Below are 18423 nucleotides of genomic sequence, written 5' to 3'. Positions count from 1 at the left end.
TAAATAAGTATCATGCAGAAGAAATGTGATTTGTACTTGTGTGAGGCGGTCGATGCATCGCAGCTTAACGTTATTCGATTGTTTGATAAGGCGTTTGTTTGCGAGAACGGAACGAAACTTTCGGGTTACCTATCCATTAGTGTCAATAGAGTTAAGCTGGTGGCAGTAGTCTCCGATTTCCGTCGGCGCCAGATACCGTGCTTCAGCGTGCCGGTTGAGTACCGGGAGGCCCGGATTTCATTTGAGGCTGCGTTGCAAATAGCGCAAGCACATGCGATGGAACAGGGGCTGGTCGGTGCGGAAAATCCAACGCCATATCCTCCGTTGTTCTGGTCATTTGTATTGGTTTCCAAGGGGGCTACGGAGAAAAAGACTGGTGGAGTCATCATGGTCGATCGCCTGGATGGCCACATATGGGGGCTCGAGGAATACGAGGAGTATATGTATGACTACAATAATTTATTCTAAAAAATGTCAGAGCAGAAGAGGGGGGTAGGTTGATTAAATAAACTACTCTTTCCTTTTTGGCTTTAAAATTTGATCGAGCCTTACGGTGATCTCTCAAACGTTCGCGGAGAGATCATGCATTCATTGATCCTGTTCCACAGGATTTCAACAGTAAAAGTTACTTCGGATAAAGCGGCGGTAACCCGCAAGCATAATGGGACAGACCACGTTTAGAAAGTGCTCCGAAAACGTAGTCTGTCCCCGTTTTACCCTGTGGTCGATACTGACGTTCTTCATCCTGTCAGCGCCGGCGGATATACCATTGAGCCTTCCTCGCCAAGCAGCACAGGGGGAAGCACAATTGAAAACGGGGAAGGGTGGAGCACTACGTCCCCAGCCGTAAATCCAGGCCCATCGCCAGGCAATATGTACAGCACGCCTGGAACGATAACGACGGAGTCAGGTGCCATACCTGACGCAAACGAGGTTCGGGCCGGGGAGGATCTGTCTCGTCTGGGTTATGATGTTACGTTCCTCGCAACCGCGTCATCCCAAGGAATTCAGGGGCAACGTACTGCTGATTTGATGATCGAAGGACTAGGCCCGATTGACGTGTATACCCCACAAAATCTTAATCCTTCAAACATCCTGAAAAATATCGAAAAGAAAGCGAGTCAGGCCAGTGGTGTGATTGTTCAGGCAGATATTTCCGTAGCGGATATGTCTTCGATAGCGGGTCGTATGTGGGGTAAGTCGAACGCTCAGAACATCAAGACGATATTTTTCCAGAAAGCCGATGGCTCTGTTGTTCGCTTTAACCGACCTCAAGGAGGTAGATAGTCATGTCGAAATTCGCTTGTATCTGCGGTCATGTGATTAACCTGTCCCATGGTACTTCTGAATCCGAGTATTCTCTGGTTCCAGAGACTACGATAGATGCTACAGGTGGCATCCTTTCAACTCGTGGACTCTCCGAGGAAGGATTTTATGACGCGATAAATGATGGGGCTTCTACTGTATATCGCTGCTCGAAATGTGGTCGATTACATTTAGATGAGGGCGGTGGAGTTTTCTCTTCATACGTTAAAGAGGAAAGTGTTCAGCGGTAGGCGTTGATGGAACAGCTGACGGCTCATCGCGGGGAATTGGATAGCTATCGATTATTTGGGGGGCTGGAGACTGATGAGGTTTCAGTTGTGACGTTTAATCGATAGCAGAATCAAAAGATCGCAGCCTTCGGCAGCTCCTACAGGGATTAAATGTACGAGCTGCCGAAGGCTGCGATCTTGTGCTTTTCACTTCGGATAAAGCGGCGGCAATCCACTCTCACTCACCGGATCCTGCACGCGCTCGGCGGCGGGAATAGTTCGAATCGCCCGCCACAAATCCTCACCCTGCCAATGCTGCCCGGTCTCGCTGTACAGCGCGCCGTTCAACCCATCCAACGCATCCGACAACGGCACAAACCGCGCCGCCATGTCCGCCAGTGTCTCCGGCTGCTGCCGCGCCCAGGCGTCCAGTGCCTGGCGGGTGGCGTGGGGGTCGTTGGCCTGGCTGGCGCGTTTGATGTCGTCGAGCAGGGTGCGTGGGCTCGGGCCGGTCTGGGCGGCGCGGTGGATTGCCGGTTGCCAGCGGGCGCGCCACCAGAGGCCGAAGCCGAGCAGGGTGGTGCAGGCGAGGATCAGGGTGCTGAGTTTCCACCACCACAGGGTGTCGTTGTCGGGCGTGCTCGGTTGCAGGGTGCCGGCCGGGGTGTCGATTTGTAGGCTCGGGTTGTTCGCCACTTGCAGGGCGCGTGCGGGCAGGCTGCTGTGTTCGAGGTGGTCTTCGAAGGTGTTCCACCAGACCACGTCGACGGTTGGCAGGTCGATCGCGCCGCTGCGGCTTGGCACCAGGGCTTCGCGTTCTTCGCGGCTGCCGATGATGCCGCGGTCGCTGCTCTGGTTGCTCAGCACCGGTTGGTCGGGGTAGCGGCGCAGGCCGTTGACGTCGGTGGCGGGCAGGGCTGGCAGTTGCGAGCTGGCGAGGCCTTCGACTTTCAGGGTCAAGCTGCGGGTCAGGGAATCGCCGACCTGGGTGTGGTCCGGTTCCGGGCTCCAGCTTTCGCTGAGGCTGAGGTTGCGCGCCGGCAACCATGGCGCATCGACCGGGTAGGTCAGCGGTTTCGGTTTGACCGTCAGCGGAATCGACGCCGAGCTCACGCGCATCAGTTTGCCGGGTTTCGGCCCCGAGGCGTCTGCCGATGGCGCGGTATCGACCAGCGTGGCGCTGAACGTCTGCGGGGCGATCGTCAGCAGGCCGCTGTGTTGCGGATAGATCGCGTAGCGCATTTCGATCACGCCGTGGCGCAGGCCATTGATGTCTTTTTCGTAGGTGCGCGTGTCACCAAGTTGTTCGATGCGCGCATCGGCGATTTGCAGCGGGCTCAGGCTGCTGTCGTCGTATAGCGAAACCGAGTGATAAATGCGCAGGGTCAGTATGGCCTGGGCCTGCACGTAAACGCTGGTCTGATCGAGGCTGGCTTCGATGAACACCGGATCGAGGCTGTTGTTGTCTTCGCGGTTGTCGCTGGCGATCACCTGCACGGTGATCGGCTGGCTCTGCGCTTCGCCCAGTTGCAGCGGCGGAATCACTACGCTGCCATTTTCTTTCGGCAGCAGGGTGATGATCCAGCGTGTGGTCGCGCGGTTGTCGCCGTTGAGGGTGTTGAGCTGGTTGACCTGGCGCGTGCCGCGCACTTCGAACAGCGCTTCCAGCGCCGACAGATCGGGCTTGCCGAACTGGGTGACGTCGTCAGTTTCGAGGGTGAGCTCGACCGTCTCGCCGGAGTTCAGGCGACTGCGATCCACGCTGGCGGTCAGCTCGGCCGCCTGAGCGGTGGCCGTGCAGATCAGCAGGGGCAGCAAGAGAGCGGTGAAGCGGGTCATCGATTGTTTTCCTGATCCTGATGTTGTTGCTGTTCGTACCAGAATTTGCGCCTGAGCAGTTCGCCCGGGTCGTCCGGGATCTTGCCCAGCCATTGTTCGAGCGCCTGACGCTGCTCGCCTTCGAGGTTGTTCTCGCTCGGGCGCAGGGTCGGCACCGTGTCGGTTTCCTCTTCCTCGTTGCTACCGGGGATTTCGTGAGGGCCTGGCAGCGGCGGGGCGGTCGGCGGCGGTTCGCTGGCCGACTCGGCCGGTTGCGCCTCGCTCTGGGTTTCACTGCTCACCGCCGGAGGGGGCGCGGTGGTGGGCGAAGGCTCATCGCCGGGCAGACTTTGTTCGTTGGGCTGGTTGTCCGGTTCGGGCGGCGGCGGGGCGTTTTTCTGCTTCAGCAGGTTTTCCACCAGCGCCTTGTTGGTCTGCGCCGGACGCAGATCCGGTTGCAGTTCCAGCGCCTGTTCGTAGGCATCGATCGCCGCTTCCAGCTCGCCGCTTTTCGCCAAAGCGTTGCCACGATTGTAGTGGGCGCGGGCATCGCTGCCCTCGGCAAAACGCTGAGCGGCGCCACTGTAGTCGCCGGCCTCGTACAGCGCCACCCCTTGCCATTGATGATCTTCAAAATGCTGTGCGGCTTCGGCCGGGCGTTTCTGCTTGAGCAGGTGCAAACCTTGTTGATCGGGGCGCAGCCACAAGTCTTCGAAGTCGAAAGCGTAGCTCGGTTGCGGCAGGCACCACAGCAGCGGCAGGCAGAACAGCCAGCCGCGACGCCCGGCACACGCAGCCAGCAACAGCAGCGGCAACAGCAGCCAGTAACCCTGATCGGCCCACGTGTCGAGGCGCACGGTCTGCCCGTCGTCGCGCAGGCTGCGCGGGCCGTTGAGCAAACCGAGGGCGCCAAGATCAGCCTCGTCGAGACGCGCAGGGTGATATTCGCCGCCCACGCTGTTGAGGAAAGTCGCCAGGCCCGGGCTGTCGAGTTGCGGCACGCGGATCGCGCCTTGCTCGTCCTTGAGGAAGCTGCCGTCCTCCTGGGCGATCGGCGCACCTTCGGCGGTGCCGATGCCGAGCATCAGCAGTTGCGTCGACTCGCCATTCAGAGCACGGCGAATACCGCGCCGCTCCTCTTCGTTGAGCGACGAACCGATCAGCAGAATCCGTCCCTGTCCCAGCGCACCTTGCTTGAGCAAGGCCAGCGCCTTGTCCACGGCCAGATCGGCGCGGTGGCCGGCTTCCGGCATCAGCGACGGCTTCAGCGCGTCAAGCAGATTGCGACTGGTCGCCAGATCATCCGACAGCGGCACTAGCGTGTGCGCGCTGCCGGCATAGACGACGATGGCAGTCTGCGCATCGCTGCGCGCTTGCAACAAGTCGAATAGCTTGCGCCGCGCCTGTTCCAGACGCGTCGGTGGCGAGTCGGTGGCGAGCATTTCCGGGGTCAATTCGAGCACGACCACCAGCGGGTCGGCGGGTTTCTGGCTGGTCTGTTCGACGCGCTCCCAGCTCGGTCCGAGCAAGGCCAGGATGGTCAGCAACCACGCCACGCCAAGGGCGATCCACGGCAGTTTGCTCTGGCGCCCGCTGCCGCCACTGAGCAGCGCAGCGTGGAATGCCGGCGGCAGAATCATCTGCCAGCGACCGGCGCGTTTCTGTCGGTGCCAGAGTTGCCAGAGCAGCCAGCCGAGCAGCGGCAACAGCAACAGCCACCAAGGGCGGAACCAGTGCGGCCAGAGCGCGATCATCGGCGCCTCCGCAGGCGCAAACGCTGCAAGCGCTGACGCCAGTCCGGCAACGGACTTTGCAGATACAGTTGCTTGGTAAACAGGCGTTGCAGCGGGTTATCCGGCCACAGTTCGCGAACGACCAGCAACAGGCTCAACCACAGCGCCAACGCCAGCGGCCAGTGATACAAGGCTTGCGCCGGGCGTGCCTGAGTCGGTTGTTGAGTCACCGGCTCGAGCTGATCGAGGGTGTCCTTGATCGCTTGCAGCTCCAGGCCGTCATGGGCGCGGAAGTACTGGCCGCCGGTGATTTCGGCGATGGCCTTGAGTGCCGGTTCATCCAGATCGAGGCTCGGATTGACCCCGAGCAGGCCGGTCGAGCCGCTGTCCTCGGGATTGGCGCCGATGCCGATCGGATAGATTCTGACGCCTTCGCTGGCGGCCAGTTTTGCCGCAGTCAGCGGATTGATTTCGCCGCCGTTGTTGGCGCCGTCGGTGACCAGAATCAGCACGCGACTTTGTGCCGGGCGCAGGCGCAGGCGTTTCAGGGCCAGGCCGATGGCATCGCCGATCGCCGTGTTCTTGCCAGCGATACCGATCCGCGCTTCGTCGAGCCACACGCGCACGGTGCGCCGGTCAAAGGTCAGCGGCGCTTGCAGGTAGGCCTGACTGCCAAACAGGATCAAACCAACGCGGTCGCCGTCGCGGCTTTCGAGGAAATCACCGAGCAAATGCTGCACCAGCGACAGGCGACTGACTTCTTCGTCCTGCCACTGCATGTCTGGAAAATCCATCGAACCGGAAACGTCGACCGCTACCAACAGATCGCGGCCACTGGCAGCGATTGGCAGCGGTTCGCCAAGCCATTGCGGGCGCGCGGCGGCGATCAGCAGGATCAGCCACAGCAAGATAAACGGCGCCTGCTGCCGCCAGGCCGGCAAGTTGGCGCGGGCGCGGCGGCGGGCGAGGCCTTCGAGGTCGGCGAGGAAACTGACTTTCAGCGCCGGCTCGCCGCTGTCGGCCACCGGCAGGACGAGACGCATCAACCACGGCAGCGGCAACAGCACGAAGATCCAAGGCCAGGCGAACTCAAACATGTTTGCGAATCCACGTGTCGACCGCTTGGGTCAGGCCGGCGATGGCTTTGTCGTCGAGTTTGCATTCCGGCTTGTACGCGCCTTCGACCAGCACCATCCAGCGCGTCAGGCCGGCAGCGGGGCAGCGGTTATCGAGGAAGGCCAGCCATTTGCGGCCGTTGAGGGTGTGGCTCTGGCTGTACGGATAGTGGTTGCGGCACAGGCGTTTCAGCAGGCCGTTGAGTTGTTGCAGCCAAGCGCCGGCCGGGGCGCCGTCGTAAGGCTTGGGCATTTGCGCCAGTTCGGCGAGCGCGGCGATGCGTACCGGGTCCAGCGGCTGCTCGGCGCGTACCACCGGGCGTTTTTTCATCGGGATGAAGCGGCGCAGCTTCCACACGGCAAAACCCAGCAGCGGCAACAGCAGAAGCAGCAGCCACCAGCCCGGCGCCGGTGGCCAGAAGGCGATCGGCGGCGGCGAGATCAGCGGTTGCAGTTGTTCGAGGCCGTTCATCGACCTTTCCCCGGACGCTGCGGATTCAGGAACTCGCGCATCTGCTCGACCATTTCGCTCTGCGTGCTCAACGGCATCAGCAACACCCGCAGCTTTTGTGCGAGCAATTCCCAGCGAGCGATGCGCGCTTCGGCCTGGGCGCGGTAGGTCTGGCGCAGGTCGAAGTTCAGCGTGTCGATTTCCAACTGCGCGCCACGTTCGGCGAAGCGCAGCAGGCCGGCGGCGGGCAGCGCGTGATCGAGCGGATCGGACAGCGGCAGCATCAGCAGATCGCAATGCCGCGCCAGCAAACTCAGTTGTTGTTCGGCGCTGTCGGACAACGCGCGTTCATCGCAAATGACGATGGCCAGACTGCCCGGGCGCAGCACTTCCCGCGCGCGGCGCAGGGCCACGCCGAAGGCATCGCGATCCGGCTCGCGCTCGCTGTGCAGCGACTGATTGACCTTGACCAGACGGTTGAGCAATTGCAGCAGGCTCTGCTTGCTCCGGCGAGGCTTGATTTCGTAGTGTTCGTTGTCGCCGAACACCAGCCCGCCGACGCGATCGTTGTGCCCCAGTGCGGCCCAGCCGATCAACGCCGCGACCTGCGCCGCCAGCACCGACTTGAACATCAGCCCCGAACCGAAAAACAGCCGCGTGCTTTGCTCGACCATGATGAAAATCGGCCGCTCGCGCTCTTCGTGGAACAGCTTGGTGTGCGGTTCCTGCGTGCGCGCAGTGACGCGCCAGTCGATGGTGCGCACGTCGTCACCGGCCTGATACACCCGCACTTGGTCGAAGTCGACGCCACGGCCACGGAATTTCGAGTGATGCAGGCCGATCAGCGGGCTGCGCTGACTCGGCGTGGAAAACAGTTGCACCTCGCGCACGCGGTGACGCATCTCGATCAGCTCGGCGAGGCTGATGCGGATACCGGGTTCGGAGGGCAGGGCGGCGTTCATGGGGGTCAAGCGACGGCGACGACGTCGAGAATCCGCTGCACCACGCGATCCTGATCGATGCCAGCGGCTTCGGCTTCGAACGACAGAATGATGCGATGGCGCAACACGTCGAACAGTACGGCCTGAATGTCTTCCGGGCTGACGAAATCGCGACCGGCCAGCCAGGCATGAGCGCGGGCGCAGCGATCGAGGGCGATCGAGCCGCGCGGACTGGCGCCGTAGGCGATCCACTCGGCCATTTCCGGGTCGAACTTGGCCGGGTTGCGCGTGGCCATGACCAGTTGCACCAGGTATTCCTCCACGGCGTCGGCCATGTACAAACCAAGGATTTCCTTGCGCGCGGCGAAGATCGCCTGCTGGCTGACCCGACGCTCGGGCTTGGTCTCACCGTTCAGCGCCTCGCCACGGGCCTGCTGGAGGATGCGCCGTTCGACAGCGGCGTCGGGGAAGCCGATCTTGACGTGCATGAGGAAACGGTCGAGCTGGGCTTCCGGCAACGGATAGGTGCCTTCCTGTTCGATCGGGTTCTGCGTGGCCATCACCAGAAACAGCGGCGACAGCTCATAAGTGCTGCGCCCGACGCTGACCTGACGCTCGGCCATCGCTTCGAGCAAGGCCGATTGCACCTTGGCCGGCGCGCGGTTGATTTCGTCGGCCAGCACCAGGTTATGGAAGATCGGCCCTTGCTGGAAGACGAAACTGCCGGTTTCCGGACGGTAGATTTCGGTGCCGGTGATGTCGGCCGGCAGCAGGTCGGGGGTGAACTGAATTCGATGGAACTGGGCTTCGATGCCCTCGGCGAGTTCTTTGATCGCTTTGGTCTTGGCCAGACCGGGTGCGCCCTCGACCAGCATATGGCCGTCGGCGAGCAGGGCGATGAGCAAACGCTCGATGAGTTTTTCCTGGCCGAGAATCTGCGTTGAAAGAAAGGTTCGCAGCGCCAGCAGCGCTTCACGATGTTCCATCGGTGACTGTTCCTGGAAAGGGGGTGGCCGGGGCGTTCGGATAACGCCGGGGCTGGGGGCGTTACTTTAATCCATCGCGGGGGGCGGCGACTAACGGCATTTTGTGCAAAAGAGCAAAAGATCGCGGGTTTCGGCAGCTTCCCGGTTGGAATGCGATCCCCTGTAGGAGCTGCCGAAGGCTGCGATCTTTTGATCTCCTGTCAGCAGGAAATTTATCGGATGGCAGTTCCGGCCTCTTCGCGAGCAGGCTCGCTCCCACAGGGTCTGATGTACGCATTCCAATGTGGGAGCGAGCCTGCTCGCGAAAGGGCCAGCCCGGTCAACATCAAACCTCGCTGATAAAGGTCCCGGTCCCATCGAGAATATTCTTCAAAGTCTCAACAACCTCATCCATATCCACCATATCCGGATTGAAGCTGATCTCCAGCACATCATCGCCATTCAACGCATCGGCATCCGCCGCAGCAATCTCGATCTTCAGCAGTTTCGAAGTCAGCGTGACCTTCACCCCGTCAAGCGTCGAAGGCTCGCCATCCAGGGTGATCTCCAGCTCATCCTCATCCGGGTAACGGCTCATCAGGAACATCTCGCCCTTGTCGCTGTGGCAGCAGAGCATGGCCATGTTGTCTTCTTCGTCGTCGCACGGGTTGACGATCAGTAGGGCGGTGGTCATTTGCATGGGGGAATCCTGGGCAGTGGCGGCGATGAATCTGTTCGAAGGCGCGATTTTGCCAGTCTCTGCTCGTTCGCGCTGCCTGCATCGGTAAAAAGTGGCAAAGCAGGACATTTCCGTCGCCCAGTTCCGAGTAGCAAGAAGGGAAAATCCGACGCCAGCGTAAGGCAATTACCGGATGTGCAAAATCCACCCGAAATTGCGATTTTTCGCTTGTGATCGCCGCCTTTTTACCGTTAGTTTCGCCGCTCTTGCGCAATGGAGTGCGTTACGACAACCCCAAAAAGGGAACTTTGCCATGACCCAATATTTCGACCGCGCCGAAGAAATCCGCCACCTGTCCGATGAACAGATCGAGGAAATCTACAAGCGCTATCTCGAAGGCGAAAAAACTGCCGCGCTGATGGCGGAATTTCAGATCCCTGCAACGGTGCGCAGTCTGCTCAAGGTTCTGCCCCCGGTTATCAGTGCCGACCTCAGTTGTCCTTACTGCAAACTGCCGATGTGGGTGCGCCGACACGCCAGAGGTACTCCGCTTTCGCTGCGCAGTACCTTCAAATGCGTACGCTGTGAGCACCAGCAAAGCCTTCCCGGCACCAATACCCGCCACACGACTTGCAGCTGCACAGAATGTTTCAAGGTGCGCCAGCAGCAGCTTGCCGCCCGGGCCACGCGTGATCGCCTGGAATTGGAAGCTCGATATGGCGCGCGATGCCCCGCAGTGCCTTACGCCAATCTGGGATTTGTCCAGAAGCTGACGTTGCTCGCTTTGCTGGATGATGGTTATGGCGCGACCGTTGAATGGATTGCGCCGTTGAATGCGCCATCCAGAGAAGAGCTGCTCGCCCTGACGTTCGAGGCCCGTGAAGAGTTGCTCAAAAGCCTGCACGAAGGCGGGGTGCTGGCAGTTTCCACCGATTCCGACATCAACGCCTTCGATCGCAGCGAGGGCTGCAATATCCGCGAGTACAGCGCGGTGCGCTGGCTGCCCAGCGTCACGCTCGACGGCGTAACGCGCTGTACTCGCGAGAATCTGTATCAGGTCCTGTATCAGGAGTTGTCGGGCAGCGTAAAAGCCGCCTGGAAGAGCGAAATCTATTCGCTGGTCTTCAGTCTCGCCCGCGAAGCGTCCATTCAATACATCCGTGTGCTGGCCGCTGAAGTGGATTTTGCCTTCACGGCCGAGGCCCGTGCCGAAGAGGTGGTCGGGCAGTTGCTGCAGGACTTCTCGGTGAGTCAGTTGTATTACTTCGCCCGCTTGGCGGTACGAAACGCCGCGCACTTTTATGCCACCGGCAATTCCAAAGGGCGAAGCCACGCCTCCAACACCATTCCGCGCAACATGCTGAGCACGGCGCAGGACGCGCTCGCGCGCAACTGGCGCAAGAACGCCCATCGCGATGCGCGAGTACCGCAAACGGCCTTGCAGCGCTTGCTCTACGACGTGGTGCTCAAGGACAGCGGCGCCGGATTTTCCAAATCGCCGGGCATGTACTGGCGTGACGAACTGGTCCCGCAATTCTTTTCCGCCGTGGCGTTCGACAGCGACTTGCTCAGCCATCTGCGCCTGTTCTGCCGCGAATGCGATTCGAGCAACATTGACGCCAGCATGGACAAGCAGATCCTGCAGACGATGTGCTACGACTGCGCCACGGTGAGCAAATTCAGAGCCTTTGAGGAACTGCCGGACTGATCCGCGTCAACCGCTGGCGCTGAACCGGATGCCACGCTCAGGGTCGATAACAGGGCCTTGGGCGTTTTCGTTTCTGGATATGTAACGTCTTCGGCGACCGACCTGGCACGAAAGTCCCGTGAAACCGGGGTTTCGAACCTGCATTTCGGCGCACGCCTGCTAGTGTTGATGCAGGCCAAACCCTGCATTTACGTGCCAATGACCGAATATGTCGCAGCACCGCAAGCAGACACATTGTCGCACCCATTAAGCTGCGCAACGGATGAGCACCCGTAAAGGCATTGCCGGCAGTGCTGGCAGTCGCTTTTGCAGATGCTCATTCATGGAAGGTGAATGTGACCTGAGTGTCCCGTCCAGCTTCACCCACCTGTCTCCCTGTTTCCTCTGCCCGAGAATCAGGAACAGGGCGACACCAGCCCCGAAAGGGGTGTTGCACGCGACGCTTTCCATCAATAACAAGCTTAAGCGGAGTACCACAGATGGCGTTCTTCACCGCAGCCAGCAAAGCCGACTTCCAGCACCAACTGCAAGCGGCACTGGCGCAGCACATCAGTGAACAGGCACTGCCACAAGTGGCGCTGTTCGCTGAACAATTCTTCGGCATCATTTCCCTGGACGAGCTGACTCAACGTCGCCTCTCCGACCTCGCTGGCTGTACTCTTTCTGCGTGGCGCCTGCTTGAGCGCTTCGATCACGCGCAACCGCAAGTGCGTGTCTACAACCCCGATTACGAACGCCACGGCTGGCAGTCGACCCACACCGCGGTCGAAGTGCTGCACCACGACCTGCCATTTCTGGTCGACTCGGTGCGTACCGAGCTGAACCGTCGCGGCTACAGCATTCACACCCTGCAGACCACCGTGCTCAGCGTACGTCGTGGCAGCAAGGGCGAATTGCTGGAAGTCCTGCCAAAAGGCAGCACCGGCGAAGGCGTGCTGCACGAATCGCTGATGTACCTGGAAATCGACCGTTGCGCCAACGCGGCCGAGCTGAATGTGCTGAGCAAAGAGCTTGAGCAGGTGCTCGGTGAAGTGCGCGTTGCCGTCGCTGACTTCGAGCCGATGAAAGCCAAGGTGCAGGACATCCTCACCCAGCTCGACAACAGCGCCTATCCGGTCGATGCCGACGAAAAGAACGAAATCAAGAGCTTCCTGGAATGGCTGGTGGGCAACCACTTCACCTTCCTCGGCTACGAAGAGTTCGTGGTCACCGACCAGGCCGATGGCGGCCACATCGAGTACGACCAGAGCTCCTTCCTCGGCCTGACCAAACTGCTGCGCACCGGCCTGACCTACGAAGACCTGCGCATCGAAGACTACGCCGTGTCCTACCTGCGCGAACCGACCCTGCTGTCGTTCGCCAAGGCTGCGCACCCGAGCCGCGTACACCGTCCGGCTTACCCGGATTATGTGTCGATCCGTGAAATCGACGCCGACGGCAAAGTCATCAAGGAACACCGTTTCATGGGCCTGTACACCTCGTCGGTGTATGGCGAGAGCGTGCGGGTCATCCCGTTCATCCGCCGCAAGGTCGAAGAAATCGAGCGCCGCTCTGGCTTCCAGTCCAAGGCCCACCTGGGCAAGGAACTGGCGCAGGTCCTCGAAGTGCTGCCGCGTGACGACCTGTTCCAGACCCCGGTCGACGAACTGTTCACCACCGTGATGTCGATCGTGCAGATCCAGGAACGCAACAAGATCCGCGTGTTCCTGCGCAAAGACCCGTACGGGCGTTTCTGCTACTGCCTGGCCTACGTGCCGCGCGACATCTATTCCACCGAAGTCCGCCAGAAGATCCAGCAAGTGCTGATGGAGCGCCTGAAGGCTTCCGATTGCGAATTCTGGACCTTCTTCTCGGAATCCGTGCTGGCCCGCGTGCAGCTGATTCTGCGCGTCGATCCGAAGAACCGCCTCGACATCGACCCGGTACTGCTGGAAAAAGAAGTGGTCCAGGCCTGCCGCAGCTGGCAGGACGACTACGCCGCACTGACCGTCGAAAGCTTCGGCGAAGCCCACGGCACCAACGTGCTGGCCGACTTCCCGAAAGGCTTCCCGGCCGGTTACCGTGAGCGTTTTGCCGCGCATTCGGCCGTGGTCGACATGCAGCACCTGCTGAGCCTCAACGAAAAAAATCCGCTGGTGATGAGCTTCTATCAGCCGCTCGGTCAGGTCTCCGGCCAGCGCGAGCTGCATTGCAAGCTGTATCACGCCGACACGCCGCTGGCGCTGTCCGACGTCCTGCCGATTCTGGAAAACCTCGGCCTGCGCGTACTGGGTGAATTCCCGTATCGCCTGCGCCACACCAGCGGCCGCGAATTCTGGATTCACGATTTCGCCTTCACCGCCGCTGAAGGTCTGGACCTCGACATCCAGCAACTCAACGACACCCTGCAGGACGCGTTCGTGCACATCGTGCGCGGCGATGCCGAAAACGATGCGTTCAACCGCCTGGTGCTGACCGCCGGTCTGCCATGGCGCGACGTGGCGCTGCTGCGTGCCTACGCCCGTTACCTGAAGCAGATTCGTCTGGGCTTCGATCTCGGTTACATCGCCAGCACTTTGAACAACCACACCGACATCGCTCGCGAGCTGACCCGGTTGTTCAAGACCCGTTTCTACCTGGCGCGCAAGCTCGGCAGCGATGATCTGGAAGACAAGCAACTGCGTCTGGAACAAGCGATTCTGACCGCACTGGACGATGTTCAGGTGCTCAACGAAGACCGCATCCTGCGTCGTTACCTCGACCTGATCAAAGCCACCCTGCGTACCAACTTCTATCAGACTGACGCCAACGGCCAGAACAAGTCGTACTTCAGCTTCAAGTTCAACCCGCATGCGATCCCTGAGCTGCCGAAGCCAGTGCCGAAGTTTGAAATCTTCGTCTACTCGCCACGCGTCGAAGGCGTGCACCTGCGCTTCGGCAACGTTGCCCGTGGTGGTCTGCGCTGGTCCGACCGTGAAGAGGACTTCCGTACCGAAGTGCTCGGCCTGGTAAAAGCCCAGCAAGTGAAGAACTCGGTCATCGTGCCGGTGGGTGCGAAGGGCGGCTTCCTTCCGCGTCGCCTGCCACTGGGCGGCAGCCGTGACGAGATCGCGGCCGAGGGCATCGCCTGCTACCGCATCTTCATTTCCGGTCTGTTGGACATCACCGACAACCTGAAGGACGGCGCCTTGGTGCCGCCGGTCAACGTCGTGCGTCATGACGACGATGACCCGTACCTGGTGGTCGCAGCGGACAAGGGCACTGCAACCTTCTCCGACATCGCCAACGGCATCGCTATCGACTACGGCTTCTGGCTGGGTGACGCGTTTGCGTCCGGTGGTTCGGCCGGTTACGACCACAAGAAAATGGGCATCACCGCCAAAGGCGCGTGGGTCGGCGTACAGCGCCACTTCCGCGAGCGCGGCATCAATGTTCAGGAAGACAGCATCACCGTGGTTGGCGTCGGCGACATGGCCGGCGACGTGTTCGGTAACGGCCTGTTGATGTCCGACAAGCTGCAACTGGTCGCTGCGTTCAACCACATGCACATCTTCATCGACCCGAACCCGAACCCGGCGACCAGTTTCGTCGAGCGTCAGCGTCTGTTCGACCTGCCGCGTTCGGCCTGGACCGACTACGACACCAGCATCATGTCCGAAGGTGGCGGTATCTTCTCGCGCAGCGCGAAGAGCATCGCGATCTCGCCGCAGATGAAAGAACGCTTCGACATCCAGGCTGACAAGCTGACCCCGACCGAACTGCTCAATGCCTTGCTCAAGGCGCCGGTGGATCTGTTGTGGAACGGCGGTATCGGCACCTACGTCAAGGCCAGCACCGAAAGCCACGCCGATGTCGGCGACAAGGCCAACGATGCACTGCGCGTCAACGGTAACGAGCTGCGCTGCAAAGTCGTGGGCGAGGGCGGTAACCTCGGCATGACCCAACTGGGTCGTGTGGAATTCGGCTTGAATGGCGGCGGCTCCAACACCGACTTCATCGACAACGCCGGCGGCGTGGACTGCTCCGACCACGAAGTGAACATCAAGATCCTGCTGAACGAAGTGGTTCAGGCCGGTGACATGACCGACAAGCAACGCAACCAGTTGCTGGCGAGCATGACCGACGAAGTCGGCAATCTGGTGCTGGGCAACAACTACAAGCAGACTCAGGCCCTGTCCCTGGCGGCGCGCCGTGCCTACGCGCGCATCGCTGAGTACAAGCGTCTGATGAGCGATCTGGAAGGCCGTGGCAAGCTGGACCGTGCCATCGAGTTCCTGCCGACTGAAGAGCAACTGACCGAGCGCGTCGCTGAGGGCCACGGCCTGACCCGTCCTGAGCTGTCGGTGCTGATTTCCTACAGCAAGATCGACCTGAAAGAGCAGTTGCTGGGCTCGCTGGTGCCGGACGACGATTACCTGACCCGCGACATGGAAACGGCGTTCCCGCCGACCCTGGTCAGCAAGTTCTCCGAAGCCATGCGTCGCCATCGTCTGAAGCGCGAGATCGTCAGCACCCAGATCGCCAACGATCTGGTCAACCACATGGGCATCACCTTCGTGCAGCGACTCAAAGAGTCGACCGGCATGAGCCCTGCAAACGTGGCTGGCGCTTACGTGATCGTGCGCGACATCTTCCACCTCCCGCACTGGTTCCGTCAGATCGAAGCGCTGGACTATCAGGTTTCCGCTGACGTGCAGCTGGAACTGATGGACGAGCTGATGCGTCTGGGCCGTCGCGCCACGCGCTGGTTCCTGCGTGCCCGCCGCAACGAGCAGAACGCTGCCCGTGACGTCGCGCATTTCGGTCCGCACCTGAAAGAGCTGGGCCTGAAACTCGACGAACTGCTCAGCGGCGAAATCCGCGAGAACTGGCAGTCGCGCTATCAGGCGTACGTCGAAGCCGGTGTGCCGGAATTGCTGGCGCGTATGGTTGCGGGCACCTCGCACCTGTACACGCTGCTGCCGATCATCGAAGCCGCCGACGTCACCGGGCAGGACCCGGCCGAAGTGGCCAAGGCTTACTTCGCCGTCGGCTCTGCGCTGGACATCACTTGGTACCTGCAACAGATCAGCGCGCTGCCGGTGGAAAACAACTGGCAGGCTCTGGCCCGTGAAGCGTTCCGTGATGACGTCGACTGGCAGCAACGGGCGATCACCATCTCCGTCCTGCAACAGGGCGACGGTTCCCAGGACGTGGAAGCACGCCTGGCGCTGTGGATGGCCCAGCACGAAAGCATGATCGAACGCTGGCGCGCCATGCTGGTGGAAATCCGTGCTGCGAGCGGTACGGACTACGCCATGTACGCGGTGGCCAACCGTGAACTGCTTGATCTGGCGTTGAGCGGGCAAGCGATCGTGCCTGCGATCACTGCGAATGCCGAGCTTGAACTGGCGTAAGTAGTGGCTGAATGAAGAAGCCCCGCTCTTGAAAGAGGCGGGGCTTTTTTATGCCTGAGGGTTTTTGTGGTGTCTGGTCTGGCGCCTTCGCGAGCAGGCTCGCTCCCACAGGGATTCGCATTCCAAATGTGGGAGCGAGCCTGCTCGCGAAGAGGTATTTTCATTCAATACAACTTTTGAGCTGGTTTACCCTCGAGCATCGACACTTTCTCCCCCGGCCGCACAACCAGATTACTCAGCGAACGGTCAAACTCGCGCAACGCCGCCAGCTGCAATTCCTCCTGCTGATTGATATCCGCGACGATCTCTTCCGAGCGCTTGAAGTCCGCCCACACCGGCGTCAGCTCCCTAGCCTGCGAGCCCTTCGCCGTGCCGATGTAGTTCAATTGCGCATCGTAAAAATCGGCACTGACATCCGCGCGGATATCCGAGCTGCGCGAGGTGATCAACTGGCTGTGGGTATCGATGATCGCCACCACATCCGGCCTGGCCGCGCGCAGGCTTTGCATGTCCGGGTACACCGTCACCGAGCCGAACTGGCGTTGCAGCGAAGCGTTGACCCACTCCACCGCGCGATCCGGGCTGGAGCTGGCGACGTAGGCGTCGTGGATCGGTTGCACCAGCAGGCTCTGACCAAAACCGGTGCCGGCCTTGGCCTGATACTCGCGCAAGTATTGGCGATTGGCCTGGGTGCCGGGGCTGTAAATCACCCCCAGCGAGACGCCGGGACCGCTGTTGACCTGAGTAGCACTGCTGCGACCGGTCGGGTGCGGCAGGAGCGTGTCGAGGGATGACACCGCTTGCGGGGCAGTGGGAACAGAGCAGGCAGAGAGCAGCAAAACGGAGATCGCCAGCAGGGCGGGAAGCGCAGGTTTCATGGTGTTTCTCCCGTGAAACAAGGTCTGTCGATGAGTGTGCACGGGCCGAAGATATCGGCGGATATTCAGGTTAAACCTGCCGGCCTGACCGTTGGCTGAATAACCTTTGCGCGGTTAGTTTTATTGGCTTTAAGCGTTCGCACTTAATGCCGCCGCGCAATAAAAAAGGCGCAAATGTTCGATTCGCGCCCTTCGTTTATGGCTGATCAGGCAGCCATCAGTTTTCCAGCGGGATCAGCACCTGCTCATCCGGGGCCAGGACCATGAACACCAGTAACTTGGCCGGCTTGGTCGAACTGGCGTTTTTCGACACCAGATGCTCGGAACCGGCCGGCTCGTACCAGAACTGGCCCTTCTTGTAAGTGATCGCTTTTTCGCCCTTGACCTGTGAAATCACCTCGCCGTCCAGTACGTAAGCCATCGCCGTACCTTCGTGTTTGTGCGCGATCGAGGATTGCCCGGGCTGGTAGTCGACTTCGATCATCATGGCTTTCTTGCCGGGGGCGTTTTTCAGCAGTTGTTCCTGCAGGACGGTGATTTTCTCGGACGGGTCGTGAGCCATTGCCGAAGCGGACAGGCTGAAGGCGAGGGCGGCGGCGACGAGGTGCAGGGCTTTCATGGCGGGTTACCTGTGATGGTTGGGGTGTGCTCACAGTAGGCCGCAATGTGGCCGGTTCAAACGGCCAATATTCGCGAAGATCAGGTGACCAATTGGCCTCGGAAGGATTTCGGTGCGGCGCAAATCGCCTTCGCGAGCAAGCTCGCTCCCACAGGTTCTGCGGTTGCTCATCCGTCTTGTGAACAACAAATAACCCTGTGGGAGCGAGCTTGCTCGCGAAGAGGCCGGTTCAGACGATGGGAAAGCTGTTGAAATCCACACTATTGGCCAGGCGGCTATCGATCAGGTCGATAAACCCCTGCGCCTCGGGCCGGTTGAAATGCGCCTGCATCGCCGCTTCCGACTGCCAGCGCGCGCTGACCGTCCAGCGGTGGCTGTCCTCGGGGCAGCGGTCGACCAGGTAGGAATCGCAGCCCGGGGTTTCGCGCAGGGTGTCGACGATCTTCTGCAATTGCTTGCCAAGCTCTTCCGAGCGGCCCGCAACCGCCTTGACCTCAACCGTGTTGATCACTTCGTTGGACATTGCTCACACTCCTGAATCAGGCCGGACGAATCCTGCTCACTGAGGGATAACGCCTGTGCAGAATAGGCCTGCCGCCGTGAATC

14 protein-coding genes are annotated in these 18423 nt (G+C 60.6%); 4 read left to right on the top strand and 10 right to left on the bottom strand.

What is annotated here, in order from left to right; translation table 11 throughout:
* The first annotated feature begins 12 nt into the window (after positions 1 to 12).
* Both ND528_RS09185 and ND528_RS09180 read left to right on the top strand, forming a co-directional pair.
* Positions 13 to 468 carry a hypothetical protein gene (locus tag ND528_RS09185; RefSeq protein ID WP_137214984.1) on the top strand — a complete coding sequence of 152 codons (456 nt, stop codon included), beginning with the start codon at positions 13 to 15 and terminating at the stop codon, positions 466 to 468.
* Positions 469 to 873: 405 nt separating this feature from the next.
* The gene (locus tag ND528_RS09180) at positions 874 to 1287 is read left to right on the top strand and encodes a CdiA C-terminal domain-containing protein (protein WP_153227182.1); all 414 of its coding nucleotides are present in this window, start codon (positions 874 to 876) and stop codon (positions 1285 to 1287) included.
* A 455-nt stretch (positions 1288 to 1742) separates the two neighbouring features.
* On the opposite strand, the gene ND528_RS09175 is transcribed toward ND528_RS09180, so the two are convergent.
* The 7 genes from ND528_RS09175 to ND528_RS09145 all read right to left on the bottom strand — a co-directional run bounded on the left by ND528_RS09175 (position 1743) and on the right by ND528_RS09145 (position 9258).
* The gene (locus tag ND528_RS09175) at positions 1743 to 3374 is read right to left on the bottom strand and encodes a BatD family protein (RefSeq protein ID WP_263470164.1); all 1632 of its coding nucleotides are present in this window, start codon (positions 3372 to 3374) and stop codon (positions 1743 to 1745) included.
* Positions 3371 to 5107 carry a vWA domain-containing protein gene (locus tag ND528_RS09170; protein WP_263470163.1) on the bottom strand — a complete coding sequence of 579 codons (1737 nt, stop codon included), beginning with the start codon at positions 5105 to 5107 and terminating at the stop codon, positions 3371 to 3373. Before ND528_RS09170 ends, ND528_RS09175 begins: the two co-directional genes overlap by 4 nt.
* The gene (locus tag ND528_RS09165) at positions 5104 to 6183 is read right to left on the bottom strand and encodes a vWA domain-containing protein (RefSeq protein WP_122610882.1); all 1080 of its coding nucleotides are present in this window, start codon (positions 6181 to 6183) and stop codon (positions 5104 to 5106) included. Before ND528_RS09165 ends, ND528_RS09170 begins: the two co-directional genes overlap by 4 nt.
* Positions 6176 to 6673, bottom strand: coding sequence for a DUF4381 domain-containing protein (locus ND528_RS09160; protein WP_042606790.1), 498 nt, complete (start codon positions 6671 to 6673; stop codon positions 6176 to 6178). The genes ND528_RS09165 and ND528_RS09160 overlap by 8 nt, the downstream gene beginning before the upstream one ends.
* Positions 6670 to 7614, bottom strand: coding sequence for a DUF58 domain-containing protein (locus tag ND528_RS09155; RefSeq protein WP_016774988.1), 945 nt, complete (start codon positions 7612 to 7614; stop codon positions 6670 to 6672). Before ND528_RS09155 ends, ND528_RS09160 begins: the two co-directional genes overlap by 4 nt.
* A gap of 5 nt (positions 7615 to 7619) precedes the next feature.
* On the bottom strand, positions 7620 to 8579 hold the full coding sequence (locus tag ND528_RS09150) for an AAA family ATPase (RefSeq protein WP_007913915.1): 960 nt from the start codon (positions 8577 to 8579) through the stop codon (positions 7620 to 7622).
* A gap of 325 nt (positions 8580 to 8904) precedes the next feature.
* Positions 8905 to 9258: a hypothetical protein gene (locus ND528_RS09145; protein WP_016774987.1), complete on the bottom strand. Its 354-nt coding sequence runs from the start codon at positions 9256 to 9258 to the stop codon at positions 8905 to 8907.
* Between the two features lie 292 nt (positions 9259 to 9550).
* On the opposite strand from ND528_RS09145, the gene ND528_RS09140 reads away from it, so the two are divergent.
* Together ND528_RS09140 and ND528_RS09135 are read left to right on the top strand one after the other, a co-directional pair.
* Positions 9551 to 10945, top strand: coding sequence for a hypothetical protein (locus tag ND528_RS09140; protein ID WP_263470162.1), 1395 nt, complete (start codon positions 9551 to 9553; stop codon positions 10943 to 10945).
* Positions 10946 to 11424: 479 nt separating this feature from the next.
* On the top strand, positions 11425 to 16320 hold the full coding sequence (locus tag ND528_RS09135) for an NAD-glutamate dehydrogenase (protein WP_263470161.1): 4896 nt from the start codon (positions 11425 to 11427) through the stop codon (positions 16318 to 16320).
* 164 nt (positions 16321 to 16484) lie between these two features.
* Here the strand turns inward: ND528_RS09135 and ND528_RS09130 are convergent, their stop codons facing one another.
* The 3 genes from ND528_RS09130 to ND528_RS09120 all read right to left on the bottom strand — a co-directional run bounded on the left by ND528_RS09130 (position 16485) and on the right by ND528_RS09120 (position 18340).
* Positions 16485 to 17198: an ATPase gene (locus ND528_RS09130; protein ID WP_263470160.1), complete on the bottom strand. Its 714-nt coding sequence runs from the start codon at positions 17196 to 17198 to the stop codon at positions 16485 to 16487.
* 217 nt (positions 17199 to 17415) lie between these two features.
* On the bottom strand, positions 17416 to 17817 hold the full coding sequence (locus tag ND528_RS09125) for a cupin domain-containing protein (protein ID WP_262139927.1): 402 nt from the start codon (positions 17815 to 17817) through the stop codon (positions 17416 to 17418).
* A gap of 229 nt (positions 17818 to 18046) precedes the next feature.
* A complete protein-coding gene (locus tag ND528_RS09120; protein WP_016774982.1) occupies positions 18047 to 18340 on the bottom strand; it encodes a putative quinol monooxygenase in 294 nt (97 codons plus the stop codon).
* Positions 18341 to 18423 lie beyond the last annotated feature (83 nt).

This window comes from Pseudomonas mercuritolerans (assembly GCF_025706525.1).
GTDB classification, from domain to species: domain Bacteria; phylum Pseudomonadota; class Gammaproteobacteria; order Pseudomonadales; family Pseudomonadaceae; genus Aquipseudomonas; species Aquipseudomonas mercuritolerans.
This window is presented reverse-complemented; position numbering and strand designations above follow the sequence as displayed.